This is a genomic window from Asticcacaulis currens, from assembly GCF_028550395.1.
Taxonomy (GTDB): Bacteria; Pseudomonadota; Alphaproteobacteria; order Caulobacterales; family Caulobacteraceae; genus Asticcacaulis; species Asticcacaulis currens.
The window spans coordinates 285,119-305,047 of sequence record NZ_JAQQKW010000001.1; the positions used below are offsets into that span (position 1 = coordinate 285,119).

14 protein-coding genes are annotated in these 19,929 nt (G+C 56.6%); 7 read left to right on the forward strand and 7 right to left on the reverse strand.

The window, feature by feature from the left end:
- Nucleotides 1–48 precede the first annotated feature (48 nt).
- A complete protein-coding gene (locus PQU94_RS01180) occupies nt 49–1,068 on the reverse strand; it encodes a TraB/GumN family protein (RefSeq protein WP_272739671.1) in 1,020 nt (339 codons plus the stop codon).
- Nucleotides 1,069–1,478: 410 nt separating this feature from the next.
- On the opposite strand from PQU94_RS01180, the gene PQU94_RS01185 reads away from it, so the two are divergent.
- Complete coding sequence (locus tag PQU94_RS01185; protein WP_272739672.1) at nt 1,479–2,942, forward strand: methyl-accepting chemotaxis protein; 1,464 nt, start codon at nt 1,479–1,481, stop codon at nt 2,940–2,942.
- A gap of 209 nt (nt 2,943–3,151) precedes the next feature.
- Here PQU94_RS01185 and PQU94_RS01190 read toward each other — a convergent pair whose 3' ends face one another.
- Entirely contained in the window at nt 3,152–4,249 is a 1,098-nt protein-coding gene (locus PQU94_RS01190) for an NAD(P)/FAD-dependent oxidoreductase (RefSeq protein ID WP_272739673.1), read from the reverse strand.
- Between the two features lie 84 nt (nt 4,250–4,333).
- Between PQU94_RS01190 and gcvA the strand changes: the two genes are divergently transcribed.
- Complete coding sequence (gene gcvA, locus PQU94_RS01195) at nt 4,334–5,296, forward strand: transcriptional regulator GcvA (protein WP_272739674.1); 963 nt, start codon at nt 4,334–4,336, stop codon at nt 5,294–5,296.
- An 11-nt stretch (nt 5,297–5,307) separates the two neighbouring features.
- Here gcvA and PQU94_RS01200 read toward each other — a convergent pair whose 3' ends face one another.
- Nucleotides 5,308–6,315: a cysteine synthase A gene (locus PQU94_RS01200; protein ID WP_272739675.1), complete on the reverse strand. Its 1,008-nt coding sequence runs from the start codon at nt 6,313–6,315 to the stop codon at nt 5,308–5,310.
- A 277-nt stretch (nt 6,316–6,592) separates the two neighbouring features.
- Between PQU94_RS01200 and thrB the strand changes: the two genes are divergently transcribed.
- Nucleotides 6,593–7,558 carry a homoserine kinase gene (gene thrB / locus PQU94_RS01205; RefSeq protein WP_272739676.1) on the forward strand — a complete coding sequence of 322 codons (966 nt, stop codon included), beginning with the start codon at nt 6,593–6,595 and terminating at the stop codon, nt 7,556–7,558.
- A 76-nt stretch (nt 7,559–7,634) separates the two neighbouring features.
- Here the strand turns inward: thrB and PQU94_RS01210 are convergent, their stop codons facing one another.
- A complete protein-coding gene (locus tag PQU94_RS01210; protein WP_272739677.1) occupies nt 7,635–9,188 on the reverse strand; it encodes a tetratricopeptide repeat protein in 1,554 nt (517 codons plus the stop codon).
- Nucleotides 9,189–9,388: 200 nt separating this feature from the next.
- The gene (locus PQU94_RS01215) at nt 9,389–10,219 is read right to left on the reverse strand and encodes an AraC family transcriptional regulator (RefSeq protein ID WP_272739678.1); all 831 of its coding nucleotides are present in this window, start codon (nt 10,217–10,219) and stop codon (nt 9,389–9,391) included.
- A 231-nt stretch (nt 10,220–10,450) separates the two neighbouring features.
- Here PQU94_RS01215 and dnaG point away from each other — a divergent pair, with 231 nt between their 5' ends.
- The 4 genes from dnaG to PQU94_RS01235 all read left to right on the forward strand — a co-directional run bounded on the left by dnaG (nt 10,451) and on the right by PQU94_RS01235 (nt 17,871).
- The gene (gene dnaG / locus PQU94_RS01220) at nt 10,451–12,349 is read left to right on the forward strand and encodes a DNA primase (protein WP_272739679.1); all 1,899 of its coding nucleotides are present in this window, start codon (nt 10,451–10,453) and stop codon (nt 12,347–12,349) included.
- A 105-nt stretch (nt 12,350–12,454) separates the two neighbouring features.
- Nucleotides 12,455–14,542: an RNA polymerase sigma factor RpoD gene (gene rpoD, locus PQU94_RS01225; RefSeq protein ID WP_272739680.1), complete on the forward strand. Its 2,088-nt coding sequence runs from the start codon at nt 12,455–12,457 to the stop codon at nt 14,540–14,542.
- Nucleotides 14,543–14,746: 204 nt separating this feature from the next.
- Nucleotides 14,747–16,444, forward strand: a complete 1,698-nt coding sequence (locus PQU94_RS01230) for a DUF1800 domain-containing protein (protein ID WP_272740042.1) — start codon at nt 14,747–14,749, stop codon at nt 16,442–16,444.
- 8 nt (nt 16,445–16,452) lie between these two features.
- Nucleotides 16,453–17,871, forward strand: a complete 1,419-nt coding sequence (locus PQU94_RS01235; RefSeq protein ID WP_272739681.1) for a DUF1501 domain-containing protein — start codon at nt 16,453–16,455, stop codon at nt 17,869–17,871.
- Between the two features lie 11 nt (nt 17,872–17,882).
- On the opposite strand, the gene PQU94_RS01240 is transcribed toward PQU94_RS01235, so the two are convergent.
- Together PQU94_RS01240 and PQU94_RS01245 are read right to left on the reverse strand one after the other, a co-directional pair.
- Nucleotides 17,883–19,181, reverse strand: a complete 1,299-nt coding sequence (locus tag PQU94_RS01240) for a bifunctional folylpolyglutamate synthase/dihydrofolate synthase (RefSeq protein WP_272740043.1) — start codon at nt 19,179–19,181, stop codon at nt 17,883–17,885.
- 194 nt (nt 19,182–19,375) lie between these two features.
- Complete coding sequence (locus PQU94_RS01245; RefSeq protein WP_272739682.1) at nt 19,376–19,924, reverse strand: hypothetical protein; 549 nt, start codon at nt 19,922–19,924, stop codon at nt 19,376–19,378.
- Nucleotides 19,925–19,929 lie beyond the last annotated feature (5 nt).

Below are 19,929 nucleotides of genomic sequence, written 5' to 3' on the forward strand. Positions count from 1 at the left end.
TATCGAGTGGATTTAGGCCTGCGAGCGCTCGTGCTTTTTGGCTCGACATCAATCCTGAGGTGCTGAGACCCGGTAGCCTTTCGCCCGCAGCTTTTCGAGCACGCCGCCTTTGCGTAACAACTGGCCTAAGGGCAATACGGCCACCGTCTTGCCGGGTTTACTCAGGGCTTCAGAGACAGCGCTCACGGAGTCGGTAATACTGCGGTTCAGTGTCGCGGTAGCGGTGGGAGATCCCGACAAGCATTTCATCAGGACTGAACCCTGATAAAGGCTGCGAAGTGTTGAGATATCCCCTACCGTCCAGGCTTGCGCAGCGCGCGGTGCACGATCCATATCAAAATCGATATCGTCCAGCGTATAGCGAAGGCAGGCTTCTCCCGCCTCTTCGCTCATAGCATTGACTGCCTTAAACAAAGGGCCGCTGTCGTACCGACCGGCTGCACGTGCCGGCACCCTGGCACTACGCGCCAGCCGCTTGATCGTTGTCACAGGCTCGTCTTCGCTCAGGCCATATTTACGTAGCACCTCACGGCGCAAACGCGCCCCGGCCCAGACCGGTTTGTCTTTAACAAAATCCTTGGTCGACACACCCGCCCGACGCGCTGTGGCTTCATAGCGGGCATAGAGATCGCTTGGCAGAGCCTCTATCAGCCTGGCGCCTTCCGGCAAACTTTTGTTCCGCATCAAGGACCAGAGATCGGCGGGGCCCGTGGTGTTGTCGGGTGGTGTAATCAGACCATTGGCACCGCTCAATGCATTCTCGATGCGAGTCGTCTTCCAGGGCTGCTTCTTGGGAAACACCGGCAGGACACCAATAATGATGACTTGGCTGTCGTCGTCCGATACCCGCCACAAGGCCGGACCGACTGCCGCCTTGGCACGAACAACAATCTCGGTATCTGCCCAATCCTCCTGTGCACGCGCCTGCACCGCCGAAAGCGTCAAAAAAAGCGACATCAAAACGAAAGCAAAAGGTCTCATCAGCGGCACTTTGCTGTGATTTGACGACAGTTTTTTAAAACCCGTCCCTGTAACCAATGCCAGCTCCCACAGGGGCAATACCTGCACGAGATCAATCCATTAAGCTGGAATTAAGACGCGAACGCTAATGTCCGGATGAGTAAAGAGTAACCCTTGGGTAACCATATGCCACAAAAAATCGCTCATGGCGAAAAGGCGACCCTGACAGATTTGATCACCGTTTCGGTGGTGGCAATCTTTTGCCTCCTTCTCCTTTGGCTCGTTTACCTAAGCCCACGACAAGATGAGCCGGTCGCTGTTGTCTCAGCGCCCTGGCAACATCGCTCTGCTGCGGAAATCGTCGCGCGTGCGGGCGGGTATCTGGTTTCAAGTTCCTATAGCGGTGCACTCATAATCGCCCGGTCTGGTGACCCTGCCTTTTCGCGCAATCTAAGTGCGCAAGGTGCTCTTTTCGTTTTTAACCCGCGCCTTCTAGCGGGCTGTGGAGTTAAGCCGTCATGATCGAACTTAAAAGTGTTCAACACGCTTTTTCAAAGGCGCTCATAGGCTTTTTGTGGCTGAACTGCGCTCTATTAGCCATCATACCGTTTGCCTTCGGTGCGGGGGCAACGGGCCTTGTGCCGGTGACGGTTTCGGTCCTCCTGAACACGGTTGTCACTGTGTTCTGGAAAACGGATCCAATCGGATTTCGAACGCGCATAACGTCGTCTCTGGCGTTGGCTACGATTGTGGCGCTAGTCGTCTATGAGTTTGACGGCCATTCCTACCAGCTCGACATGCACATGTACTTTTTTGCCTGTCTGGCGCTCCTGGCTGGCTGGTGTGACTGGCGTGCGCTTATAGCCTATTCGGGTCTGGTGGCGGTTCACCATCTGGGACTGACCTACCTGCTGCCCTCGGCGGTTTTCCCTGAAACCCAGCCTGACCTGACGCGCGTCCTGATCCATGCGGTTATTCTGATCCTCCAAACGGGGCTTCTGGTGTGGCTGGTCTTGCGGATGCAGACAGCTTTCGAGGCGGCGGCGAGGGCGCTGAACGCTGCGCAACAGGCTGAGGCTGAAGCCTTAAAGCTTGCCAAGGCGCAGGACGAAACCAAGGAAGAGGAACTTCGCCAGTCCATGAAGCGCGACGCACTCTCGCGCGAGCTGGTTTCAAAAGTTCAGCGCCTGGTCAAAGACTTCAATGACACGGCCTCTAACATCTCAACGGCCGTCAAAAGTCTAAGCGGGTCGGCCGCCCAGACCCATCAGACGGCCCAACACGTCACTCAATCCGCTCAATCTGCGTCTTTGCGCGTAGAAACGGCAGCTGAGGGCTCTGAAGTCCTCGCGGCATCGATTGATGAGATTAACAAAGAAGTCTCCCGCTCCGCCTCGATCGCTCAAATCGCCGCCTCTGAAGCCCAGTCAACGCGTGCGAATGTCGTCGCCCTGTCTGAATCGGCGGCAAAGATCGGCGATGTAATCGAGCTCATCCGCGCGGTGGCGTCTCAGACGAACCTCCTGGCGCTCAATGCGACGATCGAAGCGGCTAGAGCCGGAGAGGCCGGAAAAGGTTTCGCCGTCGTTGCCACGGAGGTGAAGTCGCTTGCTAATCAGACGTCTAAAGCCACCGATGAGATCGCCGCAAAGATTAGCGAAATTCAGGCGGCCACCGAAATAACTGTGGGATCAATCGGCCGGATAGTTTCCACGATCGATAATATCTCTGACAGCACCGCAGCCATTGCACAGGCGATGGGTGAGCAGGGGGCAGCTACGCAGAATATCGCCAGCAATGCGGCAAAGGCCGCGTCGGAAGCCTTACTTGTGACGAATGAAATGTCGAAAGTCTCGCTTGCCACCGAAGAGACAGGCTCAGCTGCCGAACAATTGCAAAGCCTGTCGGAAGGACTGGCCGGTCAGGCGCGCTCACTGGAGTCGGAAGTGGGCCAATTTGTCGATCAATTACGAAGCGCGTGAGGCAATAGACAAGATGTGAGCCTGATAAGGGCAAACGGAGAGGATCCTTGGTTGCTTCTATCGGCTAATTCAACAGACGAGTATCAACTTGCCCATGTCGTGAGGATAATATTGACGGCTCCGACGACAAACCCCGCCCCAGTTGGCTCTGGGACGGGGTCAAACCGTTTGAACTGACTGATCAAAACAGACCCGTTCGACGAAACGCGTTACTTTACACCGAGCTTTTTCTGCAGGTCGGATGATGAGGTCGTGTACTGAAAGCGCAGCTTCTTGTCAGGGAAGACGTAGCGGAAGACGGCCTGCGCCGCCAGAGCGCCTTCGTGGAAGCCCGACAGGATAAGCTTCAGCTTGCCGGGATAGTAATTGATGTCGCCGATGGCAAAAATTTGCGGCGTCGAGGTTTCAAACTTTTCCGTATCTACCGGGATCAGATTTTCGTGCAGGTTAAGACCAAATTCCGCCACCGGGCCGAGCTTCATGGTGAGACCAAAGAACGGCAGGAAGGTATCGGCGTCGAGGTGGATTTCCTTGCCGTCATTGTCTTCGATGGTGACTCCCGTCAGCTTATGGCCTGTTTCACCTGACAAGGCTGTGGCCTGACCGATGATCAGGTCCATCTTTCCCTCTTCGACCAGCTTGCGCATCTGCGCCACACTGTGCGGTGCGGCGCGGAAGTCGTCGCGGCGATGCATCAGGGTCACGCGTTCGGCGATCGGTTGCAGGTTGAGCGTCCAGTCGAGCGCCGAGTCCCCACCGCCTGAAATAACGATGCGTTTGCCGCGGAAGGCTTCCATCTTGCGTACGGCGTAGTGCACGCCGATGCCCGCACCGATGTTTTCGAAGCCATCAATGCCGGGGATGGGTGGCTTTTTCGGCTGGAACGACCCGCCACCGGCGGCGATCAGGATGCAGCGCGCGATGACCGATGTGCCCTGATCGGTCGTCACCTTCCACTTGGTCGTGCCGTCATCCTGAGTGAGCTTTTCAACGGCCACGGCCATTTCACCAAGATGGTATTTGGCACCGAACGGTGCGATCTGCTCCAGCAGGCGGTCGGTGATTTCCTGACCGGTAATGATCGGCCACGCGGGAATGTCATAGATCGGCTTTTCCGGATAAAGCTCGGCGCATTGACCGCCCACCTTGTCGAGAATGTCGATCAGATGTGCTTTGATGTCGAGAAGGCCCAGTTCGAACACGGCGAACAGGCCCACCGGGCCCGCGCCAATGATCACGGCATCGGTTTCCCAGGCCTGACCGGCTTCGAGGACTTCGATAGCGGGGGACGGGTGCGCGTCACTCATTTTTGTCTCCGGAACGCAAAGATTAGATTTGTTAAACGATGGATGCGCTATATAGAGCGCAGGGTTTAGATTGGATAGTTTTCAATGTCGCGTGACCGTCTGCCGCCGCTGTCGGCGCTTCGGGTATTCGAAGCCGCCGCGCGCCACGAAAGTTTCAAGCACGCCGCCGAGGAGTTGTTCGTTACACCCGGCGCCGTATCTCAGCAAATCCGCTTGCTGGAAGAACATGTCGGAGTCGAGCTTTTCGTGCGCGATGGGCGCCGTGTCGTGCTGAGCGATGCGGGTAAGGCGTCGTCGATTATCCTGAAAGAAGCCTTTGAAAAGATGTTCGAAGCGACGCGTATCATGCGTCAGACTCAACAAAAGGGTCGTGTGACCGTTTCGGTTGCACCAAGCTTTGCCGCCAAATGGCTGATGCCACGTCTGGGTGACTTCTCGGCGGCTAATCCGGACATCGACGTCTGGGTGTCGGCCGATATGACCCCGACCGATTTCGCTGTCTCTGACATTGATCTCGCCATCCGCTACGGCACGGGCAATTACAATGGGCTGAATGTGGAGCATTTGCTTGAGGAAGCGGTCCTGCCCGTCTGCTCGCCGGCGCTCTTTGAGGCCGCACCGATCCGCAAGCCCGCGGACCTCGTCCATCATACCTTGTTGCATGACGTGTCCTCCGACCTTGACCCGTCCGATCCGGACTGGGCCATGTGGCTGAAGGCGCATGGGGCCGATGAGATCGATGCATCGCGCGGTCCGCGCTTTAACCAGAGCCACATGGTGATTGAGGCGGCTGTCGCTGGTCGCGGCGTGGCCCTGGCGAAACGCACGATTGCCGAGGCCGATCTGCGCGCCGGTCGCCTCAGAGGCCTGTTCAACGAGAAGGATGCGCCCATAAGCTTCGGGTACCATCTCGTCTGGCCGCAGACGCGTGAGCCTTCTATGGCGCAGATGCGCTTCATGGACTGGTTGCGGGCACAGGCCCGTGATCTCGGGAACGCCGCCGCACAACCCCAGGACAGACCGGTCTTTGCCGCTCAGGGAATTTAAGCGCCCTGCCCTCACCCCTCACTCCAGGGCGGAATGGGCAGGCCTTTAGATTTCAGGAATTCAGGATTGAAAATCTTGGATGCATAGCGGTTGCCATAGTCACAAAGGACCGTGACAATAGTCTTGCCGGGGCCAAGTGCTTTCGCCATTTTTATCGCACCGGCGACGTTAAGTGCCGCGGATCCGCCGACCAGCAGACCCTCGTGGCGGTCAAGATCGTAGAGAACGGGCAACCATTCTTCGTCCGCGACCTGACAGGTGTAGTCGGGCGTAAACCCCTCCAGATTGGCGGTTATCCGTCCCTGCCCAATCCCCTCGGTGATCGACGTACCTTCGGATTTCAACTCGCCGGTCGTATAGTAACTGAATAGCGCAGCGCCAAAAGGATCAGCCAGACCGATCTTAATCTTCGGATTAAAAGCGCGCAGGCCTAGCCCCATCCCGGCCAGGGTGCCCCCTGAACCCACCGAACAGATGAACCCGTCGATCTTTCCTTCTGTTTGCGCCCAGACCTCTGGGGCGGTGCCGTCGATGTGCGCCTGACGATTGGCGATGTTATCGAACTGGTTAGCCCAGATCGCGCCGCCAGGCTCGCTCTTGGCGAGGTCTTCGGCGAGACGCCCCGAATAACGGACATAGTTGTCGGGATTTGAATAGGGGACGGCATCAACCTCGATGAGCTTGGCGCCCAGCATGCGGATGGCGTCTTTTTTTTCCTGCGCCTGCGTGCGTGGAATAACGATCACCGCTTTATAACCCAGGGCATTGGCAACCATGGCAAGCCCGATGCCGGTATTGCCCGCCGTCCCCTCGACAATCGTACCGCCGGGCTTGAGGAGCCCTCTCGCTTCGGCGTCGCGAATAATCCACAGCGCAGCGCGGTCCTTGATTGATTGACCAGGATTAAGGAATTCCGCCTTCCCAAAGATCTCGCAACCGGTCTCCTCCGACGCACGCTTAAGACGGATCAGGGGCGTGTTACCCACAAGGTCGAGCACGGAAGAGACGGTCCTGGCCACGAAAAAGACTCCTGTTTTCGCCTTTGCGCCTATGGGATTTACCCGGCAATCCAAAGCGATAGATTCTCACCGGCGGGTTTAGCGCGGCTTACAGATGGGCGCGTTTCCTTATATGACAAGGCTTTGGCGCCGGTCAATGTGATGGCCATGGCCTCACGGTCTGGCGGTGAGAATTTGAGGGCCTATTGTCGAAGGGGCTTTGCATTGCGTATAGCAGGGCCTGCCTTTTCTCGCCTTCGGGCGAAAGGTGGGCAGATTAATCATGCGGGACTAAGGAATGGCCGTTTTTACCAAGGTATCTCTTGAAGAGGCCCGCGCTTATTTGAGCCGTTACGATATAGGCGAACTGGTCCATCTGGAAGGCATCGAAGAAGGCGTTTCGAACACCAACTTCAAGGTCGAAACGACGACCGGGCTTTATGCCCTCACCCTCTTTGAAGCCGCAACACCTGAAAAAGACCTCCCTTATTTCATGGACTACACGCTGCATCTGGATCGCAAAGGCTATCCGGCGCCCGGACCAGCCCTGATGAGAGACGGGACAACGATAGGGCGCATCAATGGCAAACCCTGCGCCCTTATTAAATGGCTACCCGGTCGCTGGCCGCGCAATCCTGATACACCCCACGCCGCCTCGGCCGGACAATACCTGGCCAAACTGCACATCTTTGGATCTGACTTCACCCAGACCCGCAATAACGAAATGGGAATAGCCTCGTGGGACGCGCTCATTGAACGCTGCGCGCCCCGCGCCGCCCAGTCAGCGAGGGCTGAGGCCGTCCTGGCCGATTTCCGGGACGAAGTGGCCTGGTTGAAATCACGCTGGCCGGCTGATCTGCCCTCAGGCGCCATTCATGCGGACTATTTCACTGACAATGTGTTGATGGATGACGACGGACAGGTCACTGGCGTCATCGACTACTATTATGCCTGCACGGATTTTTACGCTTACGATCTGGCCGTAGCCCTGAACGCCTGGGGATTTACACCAGGCGGGCAGCCTCTTCCCGGCATGATATCCGCCTTAATCGCCGGCTATCACAAGGAGCGTCCGCTATCAGAAGCCGAAATTGCGGCCCTGCCCCTGTTTGCCCGCGGCTCGGCCGTACGCTTCACCCTGACGCGGCTTTATGACCTTCTGAACCACGACCCGTCGTGGGTGGTAAAGCCTAAGGACCCTGAAGCCTTTTACCGCCGCCTCGACTATCACCGCGCCATAGATTCAGGTCAGGCCTACTTCTGAGTATTACCGCCCCAGCGCCGGATTAAGACCTTCTAAAAGGCGAGAGACGTCACTTAAGACGCGGCCAGAGAGAAATCTAATCCTCCTTCAGGGCCTGCATGACGTCTTTGGCGGATTTCCCGTCCTTGATGGCGTCAATGGCCTTTTGGAAACGCTCCGCAGACTTCCGGTCGTGGGGGTTTCCGACGAAAGGCGTGAGAAGCGTGATGGCTTCAGAGCGGTTCCCCTTTGCGAGGTTCACCTGGGCAGCAAAAATCGCGTATTCTTTGACAGCCGGTGCAAGGACATGGGCGCCGGTGGCTGCGTTCAATACGTTGGCGTCCGGGAAATCGGGGCGGTTCTCGTAACTGCGAGCCAGATAATAGAGGTTAGGGGCACTTAGCCTGTTGTTCTCATAAGCGGCGATGAAGAAGCCCTGCGAGGCTTCAATGAGGTCGTTACGTTCCTGTTCGCTCGCCGTCTGCGCCATCTTTTGGTAAACCCGCCCCATCAGATAGTTTGCCTCCAAGCTTTCCGGATGCTTCAGGACGACCGGGCCAACAATGGCCTCAGCATCCTGCGCGTTGCCGTAAAGCAGATGCGCACGGGTAAGGGCGAACTGATAGTCGATGTCGTCAACGAAACCACCTTTGGCCTTTTCGAGCCGCGACAGGACGACGCGACCCTGGTCAGGCTGCATGCAGGTCGTCAGTAATGACCGGTCGAGCAAATAACTGCTTGTCGCCGAGTTCAGTTTCGTCACTTTAATGCGGCTGTCCGGGTAAGACGGCACGGGCACGGTGAGGAAAGACAGCTGTTGGCGATATCGCTGCAGTGTTGACTCCAGCTGATTGACCTTAAGGCCTGTGGCGGCTTCGAAACTGGCGACCGGGTCGGCACCTTTGCCCACTTCGGCGAAATAGGTGTTCAGGTCCCGGGCGCGCTTCGGATCGCTCAGCATGTAGTGGGCCAGCAACCATGACTGGGCATAAAAACTCTCGACTTCCCAGGCATCGTTTGACTTGTCGCCAGCAAAGCCGAAGCTTGGCTTGAGGACCTTGTCGAATCCTATCCACCGGTCGGCAGACAGGGTTGAGCCACGCATTTTGGACGGTTCGCCCAGAGTGATTTTGCCATTTGCGGGGTAGGCGGTTGCGAGGTAATCGGCAAACCCTTCGACGTACCACGCCGGATAGTACGACTTGGCGTGCTGAAACATGATGTAATGGCTGTACTCATGAAACAGAACGATCAGGCCCTCGTCCTCTTCGGCCACCGAATCCCCATCATTTGAGACCGTGCCGTATGCACTGCTGCCTTCACCGCAATTGAAATAGACCCCGGCGACTCTTTTGGAGAAGCTCGGCCGTACGCGCTGAAGGTCGTCAGAATTTTGCAGCAGATAGACTTCAAAGCGAACCTTTGGCCCGCTATCGCTGCTGCCAAGGAGGAGGTTTGTCAAATTGCGGAAGACTTCCAGCTTCTTGATATATTCGCGCGTCGTCTTTTCCGGAGCGGTGCTGTAGATCGAAAAGTTGTCCGATTCCGCCCTGATCCATGTCTCCGCTCGCACGGGCACAGCGAGAAGGCAGGCGAGCCCCAGTGACAACAAGCCTGATGCGGCTTTACGCAAAAAGGTTGCGAAAATCATGATCTCCCCCCGGTATTTATAGTGTAAACGCGAGCCCCATTTCATTTTCTGAAGGCAAGGCTGACACCTCGTTCGTCTGACGATAACCGGTAACGGCAGCCCTGTGAAGCCCACAGGTTGGCACCCGTGCGTTTTCACCCCTGAGTTGCAGCCTCGCTTCTCTCAGGAAAGACAGGCCCTCAACCGGACCACGCCGCGCTTTACGCAACAGGTATCCAGATTTCCATTTCGCCGTAGCCGGTTTGTGGATTGAAAGTCTCTCCGTAGAATTCAAACTGTGGCGCGTCTGCCAGTTTGACATGCGAAGCCGGCAACCATTTACCAAAGATCGCTTTCCAGGTTTGCCTGATCTCCGAGACATGGCCCGAATGTCTGAAAACGGCGTAGGTCTGAGGCGCAAGGCGCAATACCTCAAGCCCAGATCCGTCCTTCTCATAGTTACTCACTTCCACGGCCGAAAAGTAGTCTATGTGCCCGGCCTGATCACTATGACACAGAACCCCATAAGCGGCACTGCCGCTCTGAAATCTGATGTGGCCGATAAAGGGTTGAAACTCTTGCCACTGCGCAGGAATCTGCGCGCTTGCCTCTTCGCCGTAGGGGCGTTTAAGGCCAACCAGCAAGATCGCCGGACGGTCTGTCATGCGCGGTTCGACGGCATCCGCAGGAAGGGTTTCATTCATCTTCAGGGCCCCCATGAGTTTAATGGCATCGGTTGAGCCGGCCTTTTGAATTGCCTCCGGGGTTACGCCGAATTGAGCTTTGAACGCCCGAGTGAATGCCTCGTGGGAACCATATCCGAACTGAAGCGCCACATCCAAAATGCCGGCGTCCCCCCTCGCCAGTCTTTTGGCCGCCTCGCTCAATCGGCGCATACGGACATAGTGGATCACCGAAATCCCGTAGCAGCTGCCAAATGCGGGCGTGAGATGGAATTTCGAAAGTCCGCAGGACCTGGAAACGTCGTCAAGCGTCAACTCACCCTCGAAATGAGTCTCAATGTACCAGAGCGCCTTTCCGAGAACATCCATCACAAACTCCCCTTTGCCCGTGAGTTTAGCACTCAAAGGCCAGGCTTCATTTGATCAAAATTGCGTCTTCAGATCTTTAGGCATGGGCACAGGCAGCAAGGATATCCGGAACGCCCTGAGTTTCAGTATCGAAGAGGTATCGCGGGCCCATTCTGTGGGCCTCTCAGCTGTGAGGCATCTGACCCCCGGTTTTTCTTTTCCTTCCCGGTATAAGGCAGGTATAAGCAAGACGTGCGCTTCGACGATCGTTTTCTGGAAGAACTGAAATCCCGCTTGCGACCTTCGGAGGTCATTGGCAAGGCGGTAAAGCTGCGCCGTAATGGCCGCGAATGGGTGGGCCTGTCGCCTTTTTCGAAGGAAAAGACACCGTCCTTCTACGTCAATGACGAGAAGGGGTTCTTCCACGACTTTTCATCTGGAAAGCATGGCGACATCATCTCGTTTCTTCAGGAGACAGAGCGCCTCAGCTTTGTGGAGGCCGTGGAGCGGCTCGCCTCGGAGGCGGGCATGGCTTTACCCGTCCAAACGCCCCAAGCCGCGCAGGCCGAGCAGAAGCGACAATCCCTGAACGACTGGATGGAGCTTGCGGCAAGATGGTTCGCTGCGCGTCTTAACGACAATACCCCTGGGGCGAAGGCCGCCCGGGATTACCTCAAACGGCGTGGCCTCAGCGATCAGGACGTTGCGCACTTCGGTCTCGGTTACGCGCCAAAGGAGCATACGGCGTTGAAAGACGCCCTTGTGCAGAAGGGGGCTAAGGTTTCCGAACTTGTCGAATGCGGGCTATTGATCGAGATCGAGGGTAAGGCCCCCTATGATCGCTTTCGCAATCGGCTGATGTTTCCGATCGAAGACGCGCGTTCTAAAATTGTGTCATTCGGGGGGCGCGCACTCGATCCGGATGAAAAGGCTAAATACCTCAACGGGCCGGAAACCCCGCTTTTTCATAAGGGTGCCCTCTTATACGGGCTGCCCAAAGCGCTTAAGATCCTGGGTTCGAGCCAGACAGGACCGGAACTGGTTGTCGTCGAGGGCTACATGGACGTCCTCGCGTGTCAGCGCGCACAGATAGCTGCCGTCGCCCCTTTGGGCACAGCGCTCACCGAAGAACAGATAGACATTTTGTGGCGGCGCCATCCTGAGCCTACGCTTTGCTTTGATGGCGACAAGGCGGGGATGCGCGCGGCCAATCGCGCACTTGATCGCGCCTTGCCAAAACTCAAACCTGGCAAGTCCTTCAAGGTGTGCCTGATTACGGGCGGGAAGGATCCTGACGACGTCCTTCGGGAAAAAGGCGCCCTGGCGCTTCGTGAAGCGCTGAGCGAAACTCAGCCCTTCGTCGAGGTGTTGTTCAAACGCGAATTTGAGCAAGAGCCTCTCGACACGCCCGAACGTAAGGCTGGTTTTCGAAAGCGCCTTCGAGCGCTTGCCGCAACAATTGAGGACAAGGATCTCGCCGAATCCTATCGGCAGGACCTGATGGCGCGCTATGACGCGCTGTTTCAACGCCAGCCCCAGAGCCTGCCGCAGGGCTTTCAAGCGGGTTCGATGCGCGGGCGCTATCCTCGTCGCGATGCCCAGGGGCGCTTGATTGAACCTCCGACCATTGCCACCCCCGAAGGTCAACAGGCCGCTCGCGCCTTGTCAAAGACCCTCGACCCCATGGCTGCCGCCCTGGCGCAGGGACTTCTCGATCACCCCGAATGGATGCACGACCATTTAGACGCGCTCGAATCCTATGGGCTGGGGGACCCTGCACTTGAGGGGCTGGTTCGTGTTTTGGTGGCGTTAAGTTTTTCCACAAGCCCTCTTGACTCAGGCGTTGTGAACCGCCATCTGCAAAATCAAGGTTTCGGCGCATTGTTGAGCGAGATACAAAAGGCGGCCCTCAGATCGGCCTCGCCAATCCTCGCACAGGACAAATCTCTCGCAGATGCGCAAGCCGGCTGGACCAAAGCGTTCAACGCGATCGCGCGTTTGACGGCATTGGACCGTGCGTTGAAGGCAGCTCGTGACGAAGCTTCGACAGAATTTGACGTCGAAATTTTCACACGGACCAAACAGGAACGCGACAGCTTGCGCAAAGCCTTGAAAAGCGGACAGATTTTTGAAGCGGAAAGCGACGTCTAGGTTAAGACTTCGTTGATCTTCTTCGTAAATATAGGTTTGGTGCGGCAAAAATGCCGCATCTGGTTCCAAGGTCTCATGACTGTTGCGTCATGGGCGGAGAGATAGATGAGCACAGCGACGGAAAAACCCGAAGCCGATACGCCCTCTGACGGCCCCCTTCTCGACCTGACCGATGCCGGCGTCAAGAAATTCATCAAGAATGCGAAGGCCCGCGGCTACGTCACGATGGACGAGCTGAACAAGGTGCTGCCGTCCGAAGAGTTCACTTCGGAGCAGATTGAAGACACCCTGGCCATGCTCACAGAGATGGGCGTGAACGTTGTCGATTCCGAAGAGGAAGCGACCGAAGGTGGCGAGATCGCGGTACGCGAGGAAACCGGCGGCGTGGTCGTCGCAGAAAAGACCTCGTCCTATGACCGCACCGATGATCCTGTTCGCATGTATCTGCGCGAAATGGGCTCGGTCGAGCTCCTGTCGCGCGAAGGCGAAATCGCTATCGCCAAGCGCATCGAAGCCGGTCGCGACACCATGATCAGAGGCCTGTGTGAATCGGCTCTGACCTTCGAAGCCATCATGATCTGGCGCGAGGAACTTGAATCGGGCCGCATCCTGCTGCGCGAAATCATCGACCTTGAAGGAACCTATGGCGGTGGCCCGTCCGAAGGCCCGCCCCCGGGCGCGCTTGACGATGAGGGTGAAGAAGAAGATGCCGACGCGCCGATCGCCATGCGCGCGCCAGAGCCTGTCGTGAAAGCTCCAGAGCCTAAGCCGGAGCCGAAGCCGGAGCCTAAGGTTGAGGCGAAGAAGCCGGAACCCAAAAAGAAGGCAGACGGCGAAGAGGACGATGACGATTACGTCCCGATGGATGAGGAAGAGAAGAAGCCTCAGCCGGAAGAAGAAGAGGAAGATGATTTTGACGACGGCGCCGGCCCTTCGGTGTCGGCGATGGAATCGGAACTACGCGAAGGCGTGATGGCGACGCTTGACGCCATTGCCGGTGAGTTCGAAACCTATCGCGGTCTTCAAGAACGCATTCTGGGCGCGCGCCTTGAAGGCTTGCCCGTCGATCCGGCGGATAAGGCGGCCTATGATGAGGTCACCTCGGCCATTACGCGCCACCTCAAGACCCTAAAGCTCAACAATCAGCGTATCGAAGCTCTGGTTGAGCAGCTCTATACGATCAATAAGCGCCTGATGTCGCTGGAAGGTCGTCTTCTGCGTCTGGCCGACTCCTACGGCATTTCGCGTCAGGAATTCCTGCAGAACTACTACCACCGCGAGCTTGATCCTCAGTGGACGGATAAAGTCCGCGAACTGGGTGTGCGCTGGCAGAAGTTTTCCGATAACGAAGCCGGTCCTATCGGCCGGATTCGCGCCGACATCATCCAACTGGCCACCGATATGGGCGTTGCGGTTGATGACTATCGCCGCATCGTCCAGACGGTTCAAAAAGGTGAACGCGAAGCGCGTCAGGCCAAGACCGAAATGGTCGAAGCCAATCTGCGTCTCGTGATCTCGATTGCCAAGAAGTACACCAACCGCGGTTTGCAGTTCCTCGATCTTATTCAGGAAGGCAATATCGGTCTGATGAAGGCCGTCGATAAGTTCGAATATCGCCGCGGCTACAAGTTCTCGACCTATGCCACCTGGTGGATTCGCCAAGCGATAACACGTTCGATTGCCGATCAGGCGCGCACCATCCGTATCCCGGTGCACATGATCGAGACAATCAACAAGATCGTTCGGACCTCGCGTCAGATGCTGCACGAGATCGGCCGCGAACCTACCCCGGAAGAACTGGCCGAGAAGCTGGCCATGCCCCTGGAGAAGGTGCGCAAGGTTCTGAAGATCGCTAAAGAGCCTATCTCGCTCGAAACCCCTATCGGGGACGAAGAGGATTCGCACCTCGGCGATTTCATCGAAGACAAGAACGCCGTCCTGCCTATCGACGCGGCGATCCAGTCGAACCTTCGCGAAACCACCACGCGCGTGCTGGCGTCTCTGACGCCGCGTGAGGAGCGGGTGCTGCGGATGCGGTTTGGCATCGGGATGAACACCGACCATACTCTTGAAGAGGTGGGTCAACAGTTCTCGGTGACGCGCGAACGTATCCGTCAGATTGAGGCGAAGGCCTTGCGCAAACTTAAGCACCCCAGCCGCTCGCGCAAATTGCGTTCATTCCTCGACTCTTAATCGGCGTAAACGCCCAAAACATTTGGCTCCGCTGGCGTCCAGCGGAGCCTTTTTGTTTGTCCCGGGCGTTTTATCTAACTACCCCTGATAGGTGGTCACGCCTGTGAGTTGTGTTACTCTGTGGAAAAAATGCAGGGGCTCAGGGTGGACAAGATAGAACCGCTTCGTAGCGAAGACTCAGACAGAGTGCGCTCAAATTCTCCTATGCCCGAGCCGAAATCTGCCGCATTTACGGCGTTCGCACTTCCCCTTTTGAGCGCATGTGGCGGAGGCGGGGGCGGCGGGAGTGCAACAACCGCCGCCCCCACACCCCCATCCCCGACGACCCTAAGTTACACGCCGTTCGGAGCCGCTCGATTTCTCCTTCAGGCTCAATTCTCGTGTTCGCCCTCAGATGTTCAAAGCGTTAGAAGCTTAGGCTTTGAGGGATGGCTGACCCAACAGTTTTCAGCACCCCAAAGCCAGTCAGCGACTGCGTGGCTAGACTCAAGAAACTTCTACGTGCCTGACGAAAAGGATAAGTATTTCAATCCTGTCCCAGGGGACTGGATGGCGTGGCGAATGCTGATGACGGGTGAGGACCAGTTTCGGAAACGCTGTGCTCTTGCCTTATCCGAAATGCTGGTTGTGTCTTTAAATCCCATTGACGGTTTTTGGCCCCCCTACGTCATCGCCGCATACTGGGATCTTCTGAACGCTCAGGCTTTTGGCAATTATCGCACGCTTCTTGAGGAGATCACCCTTAACCCGGCCATGGGCTTTTACCTTAATACCCGCGGAAACCAAAAGGCAGACCCAGCCACCGGGCGTGTGCCTGACGAGAACTACGCTCGCGAGATCATGCAGTTATTCACTATCGGGCTGACGCAGCTTAATAGTGACGGAACGCCTAAGCTCGATGCGCAGGGCAAAACGCAAGACACTTACAGCCAGTCCGATATTACCAACCTCGCAAAGGTCTTTACGGGCTACGACTGGAATTACGACCGCGTGACCTGGCAATCGGTCCCTTGGTTGACCTACAAGATCCCGTCCCCGGAATTCAGCCGCGACCGAATGAAACTTGATGCGGCGAAACACTCGAATGAGGCCATATCGTTCCTAGGCGTAACCATACCGGCAAATACTGCCGGCACAGAGGCTTTAAAAATAGCGCTCGACACGCTTTTTAATCACCCCAACACGCCGCCCTTTGTAGCGAAGCAAATGATCCAGAGGCTCATTACCTCAAATCCGTCGCCCGCCTATGTGGGCCGCGTGGCTGCCGCTTTTGTCAATAATGGAACAGGCGTGAGAGGCGACATGAAATCTCTATGGCGCGCCATTCTTCTCGATCCCGAGGCAAGAACCTTGTCCGGAGGCGTCACCGCCGGGAAATTGAGAGAACCGATTGTGCGCTTTGCGCAATGGGCCAGAACCTTCCAGGTGTCGAGCCTCACGGGAAAATGGGAAATCTATGACACCTCAAACGGTGATTGGGGCTTAGGGCAAAGTCCCTTGCGCTCGCCCTCTGTGTTCAATTTTTTTCGTCCCGGCTATGTTCCGCCGCAAACAGCTTTGTCCGCCAATCAATTGGTCGCACCAGAGTTTCAGATCCATAATGAAACAACGACGGCTGGATACCTTAACTTCCTGACTTCCATCATCAAGTCGGGATATCAAGACGTAAAGCCAGATTATAGTGCGATCATCGGCATCTCGCATCAGACCCGCGAACTGCTCGACTGGCTCAATCTCTATCTCGCCGCAGGCCAGGTCTCTGGCACCACACTCGATCTCGTTCAGTCAGCCCTTGACGCTCAACCCCTGACCTCAACCTCTTCGGAAACCGCCAAGCTTGATCGCATCTATAGCGCGATCTTACTTGTAATGGCCTCCCCCGAATATCTCGTTCAGAAATGAGCCCGCAGATGAACAGCTCGTCGATCCATAATGTCAGTCGTCGTGTTTTTCTGGCCCGCGCCGGCGCTTTAGGGGGAATGGGCCTTGCTGCGCCTATGGCTATGAGCCTCGCTGCCGCTGGAGAGGCGGCCGCATTCTCCGCTAGTGATTACAAAGCGTTAGTCTGCATTTTCCTCTATGGGGGCAATGACTGTCACAATACGCTTATCCCAACAGATATTCCAAACTATGATCGCTACAGCGCCATCCGCGGCGGGGCCAGTGGGCGAAAGCGAGGAGGGATCGCTTACGGTCTCGACGAGCTTGTGGCGCTAAAACCCGTCGTCAACCAGACTTTGACTGACGACCTCAGCTATGGACTTGCGCCATCGCTCATCAAAACGGCGGCGTTGTTCAACAGCGGCAAGCTCGCAATCCAGCTGAACGTTGGCCCCCTGGTCGTTCCCGTCACCCGCGTTCAGTTTCAGTCGGGCGCTGTGCCACTTCCGCCAAAGCTCTTCTCCCATAATGATCAGCAATCGGTATGGCAGGCTTTGGGCGCAGAAGGTGCAACCGTCGGGTGGGGTGGCCGCATCGGGGATCTCGCCCTTTCGAGCAACACCAATAGTCTTCTGACCTGTATATCGGCATCGGGAAATGCCGTGTTTTTATCAGGCAATGACGCGCTTCAATATCAGATCAGCCCGGGTGGCGCGATTCCGATATGGGCGGCAAAAGGGGCAAGCTTTGGCTCCTCCCGGGCGTCAGAGGTGCTCAAAACCCTCATAACAGAGCCCAGGGCCCACGTGCTTGAAAACGAGTTTACCAAGGTGACAAAGCGTTCGATGGTTATGGAGGACATCGTCAATACGGCCCTCAACCCCATAACGCTCACGACCTCATTCGACACGGATAACAAACCCAATAGCCTGGCAAATCAGCTGAAAATTGTGGCGCGCCTGATCGGTGCACGTAGTGCACTCGGCTCAAAGAGGCAGGTGTTCTTCGTTTCACTCGGCGGCTTTGACACGCATGACGGATTGATGGAAACCCATCCAAATCTTCTGGCGCTCATTGATGAGGCACTCTCAAGCTTTTACGCAGGCACTGTAGAACTGGGGGTTGAAAATCAGGTGACGACATTCACAGCCTCTGATTTTGGCCGGACTCTAACCTCCAATGGCGACGGCTCTGACCATGGCTGGGGTGGGCACCACTTTGTGATGGGTGGGGCAGTCAAAGGCGGACGCTATTTTGGCACCGCGCCCCAAGTGTCGATCACTTCCGATGATCAGGTGGGTCAAGGCAGGCTCTTGCCCTCCACATCCGTAGATCAGATGGCATCTACCCTCGCCCGGTGGCTTGGGGCCTCCGAAAGTGAACTGCCCACAATCCTTCCAAGGATTGGCAATTTCTCGTCGTCAAACCTCGGTTATTTCTCCACCTGAGATTAAACGCATTAGGACGGCCAGGTGTCCGGTGATAGGGCCAAGACATCTCCCGCGAGGTATAAAGAGCCGCAGATGAGGACGCGGGCAGGACCATCATTAATGTGCTGGACCGCCTCCGTCACGCTCGGCGCAGCCTGCGCCTTAAATCCGTTTACGGCCGCCCTGGCAGCCAGCTCAGCGGGAGGAATGACTGCTTCCGATGAAAAGCCTACACACGTGATCTGCGCATCAAGGCCTATAAAATGAGAGAAAAACTCAGTCGCGTCTTTTGTATTAATCAGCCCACAGATCAAATATAACGGCTTAGGATTTCGCGCCTGAAGCCGGTCAATATGGGCGCGCAAGGCGCGCGCCGCGTGCGGGTTATGACCGCCGTCGAGCCAGAGCTCCGAACCTTCGGGAAGCGCCGCTATCAGGGGCCCAGACTTTAAGCGCTGCATGCGCGCAGGCCACACAGCGCCTTTTAGGCCCTGATCCATGGCATCTGAAGACCAGCCCATGAGGCGTGCAGCCTTAATAGCGAGCGCCGCGTTGTCGATCTGGTGCTCGCCTGGCAAACGCGGCAGGCTCAGGTCCAGCAGGGCATCCTCATCCTGAAATACGAGGCGACCATTTTCTTGATGCGCCTCAAACCCCTGCCCGGCCGTATAGAGCGGGCTGCGCGCCTTCAGCGCGGTGCGTTCGATCACGGCTTCAGCCTCATCGGCCTGACGCGCGCTGATGACCGGGCAACCGGGTTTGATGATTCCGGCCTTTTGCTTGGCGATGGTGGTGAGATCGTTTCCTAAAAAGGCCTGATGATCATAGTCAACAGGCGCGATGATGGTCATCTTCGGTGCACGGATGATATTGGTCGCGTCCAGCAAACCACCCAGCCCGGTTTCAAGTAGCAGCACATCGGCCGCAACCTCTGCAAAGGCCATAAAGGCGGCAGCGGTCGTCGCCTCAAAAAAGGTCAGAGGCTCGCCGGCATTGGCCTTTTCGACGCGATCTAACACATCGGCCAGATAATCGTCTGTGATCAGATGACCGGCTAAACGGATGCGTTCGGCAAAGCGCACCAGATGCGGCGAGGTATAGACGTGCACTCGCAAGCCCTGCGCTTCGGCCATGGCCCGAAGGAGCGCCAGGGTCGACCCCTTGCCGTTGGTGCCTGCCACATGGATAACCGGCGGCAGGCGGTCCTGCGGATTACCCAGTGCCGAGCATACCCGAAGCATACGATCCAGCGTCAGGTCGATCTTTTTAGGATGAAGTGCTTTGAGCCGCTCCAGCGGCGCATCAAAGGGTAAAAGTCGGTCAGTCATATGTACTCCCTCCTCCCTACGCCGTGAGGAGGTGGATTGACGCAGAGCGACGAGACGGAGGGGTAAGCCGGTGCGGCTCTTGCGCATACCCCTGCCCCATCTGCGCCCTGCGGGCTGGATGCCCCCCCCACCTTCGGTAGGGAGGAGACGAGAGGCCAATTCTTAGCGGATAGGGGACCTAGAGACTATGACTTTTAGTCCGCGTTCCTATTATGCACCTGAAGTAGCGGCACCATTTTGCGTTGAAGCATACCATCCTTATCCGGACGGCGAATGAACCAGGCCACGGAGCCATAATAAACCCCGAAAAGAATGCCAGTCCCAAAAAGCTTAGGGTCAAAGCGCCAATGATAATAATCCCAGTCTTCGGTATCGAAATCTAGTGTATCAAGGATATAACCTATCCACAGAGCAAGGCCACCGCCCAGAACCATTGCCAGTAGTAGTGTGTGCAAATAGCCCGTCAATCGCAGCTTTTGAATTAGCGCCTGCAAGGGCACAGCGAAAAGCAGCATGAAAATAAAGGCAATCATCGCAAGCATGAGCGTTTCCGACCATAGCCATGAATTTGTCAGCGCCTCCAAAAAACCGGGCATGTGCTGATCTATAGGAAGGTGCTGTCGATCATGCAGTGCTATTCGAAAGGCTGAGACAAGCCCCCAAAGCACACTGCCTGTTATGGCACTGACGAGGCAGGCCATTACTGATTTAAAAAGTTTAAACCAGATACTGTCCGCGTCCATCCGAG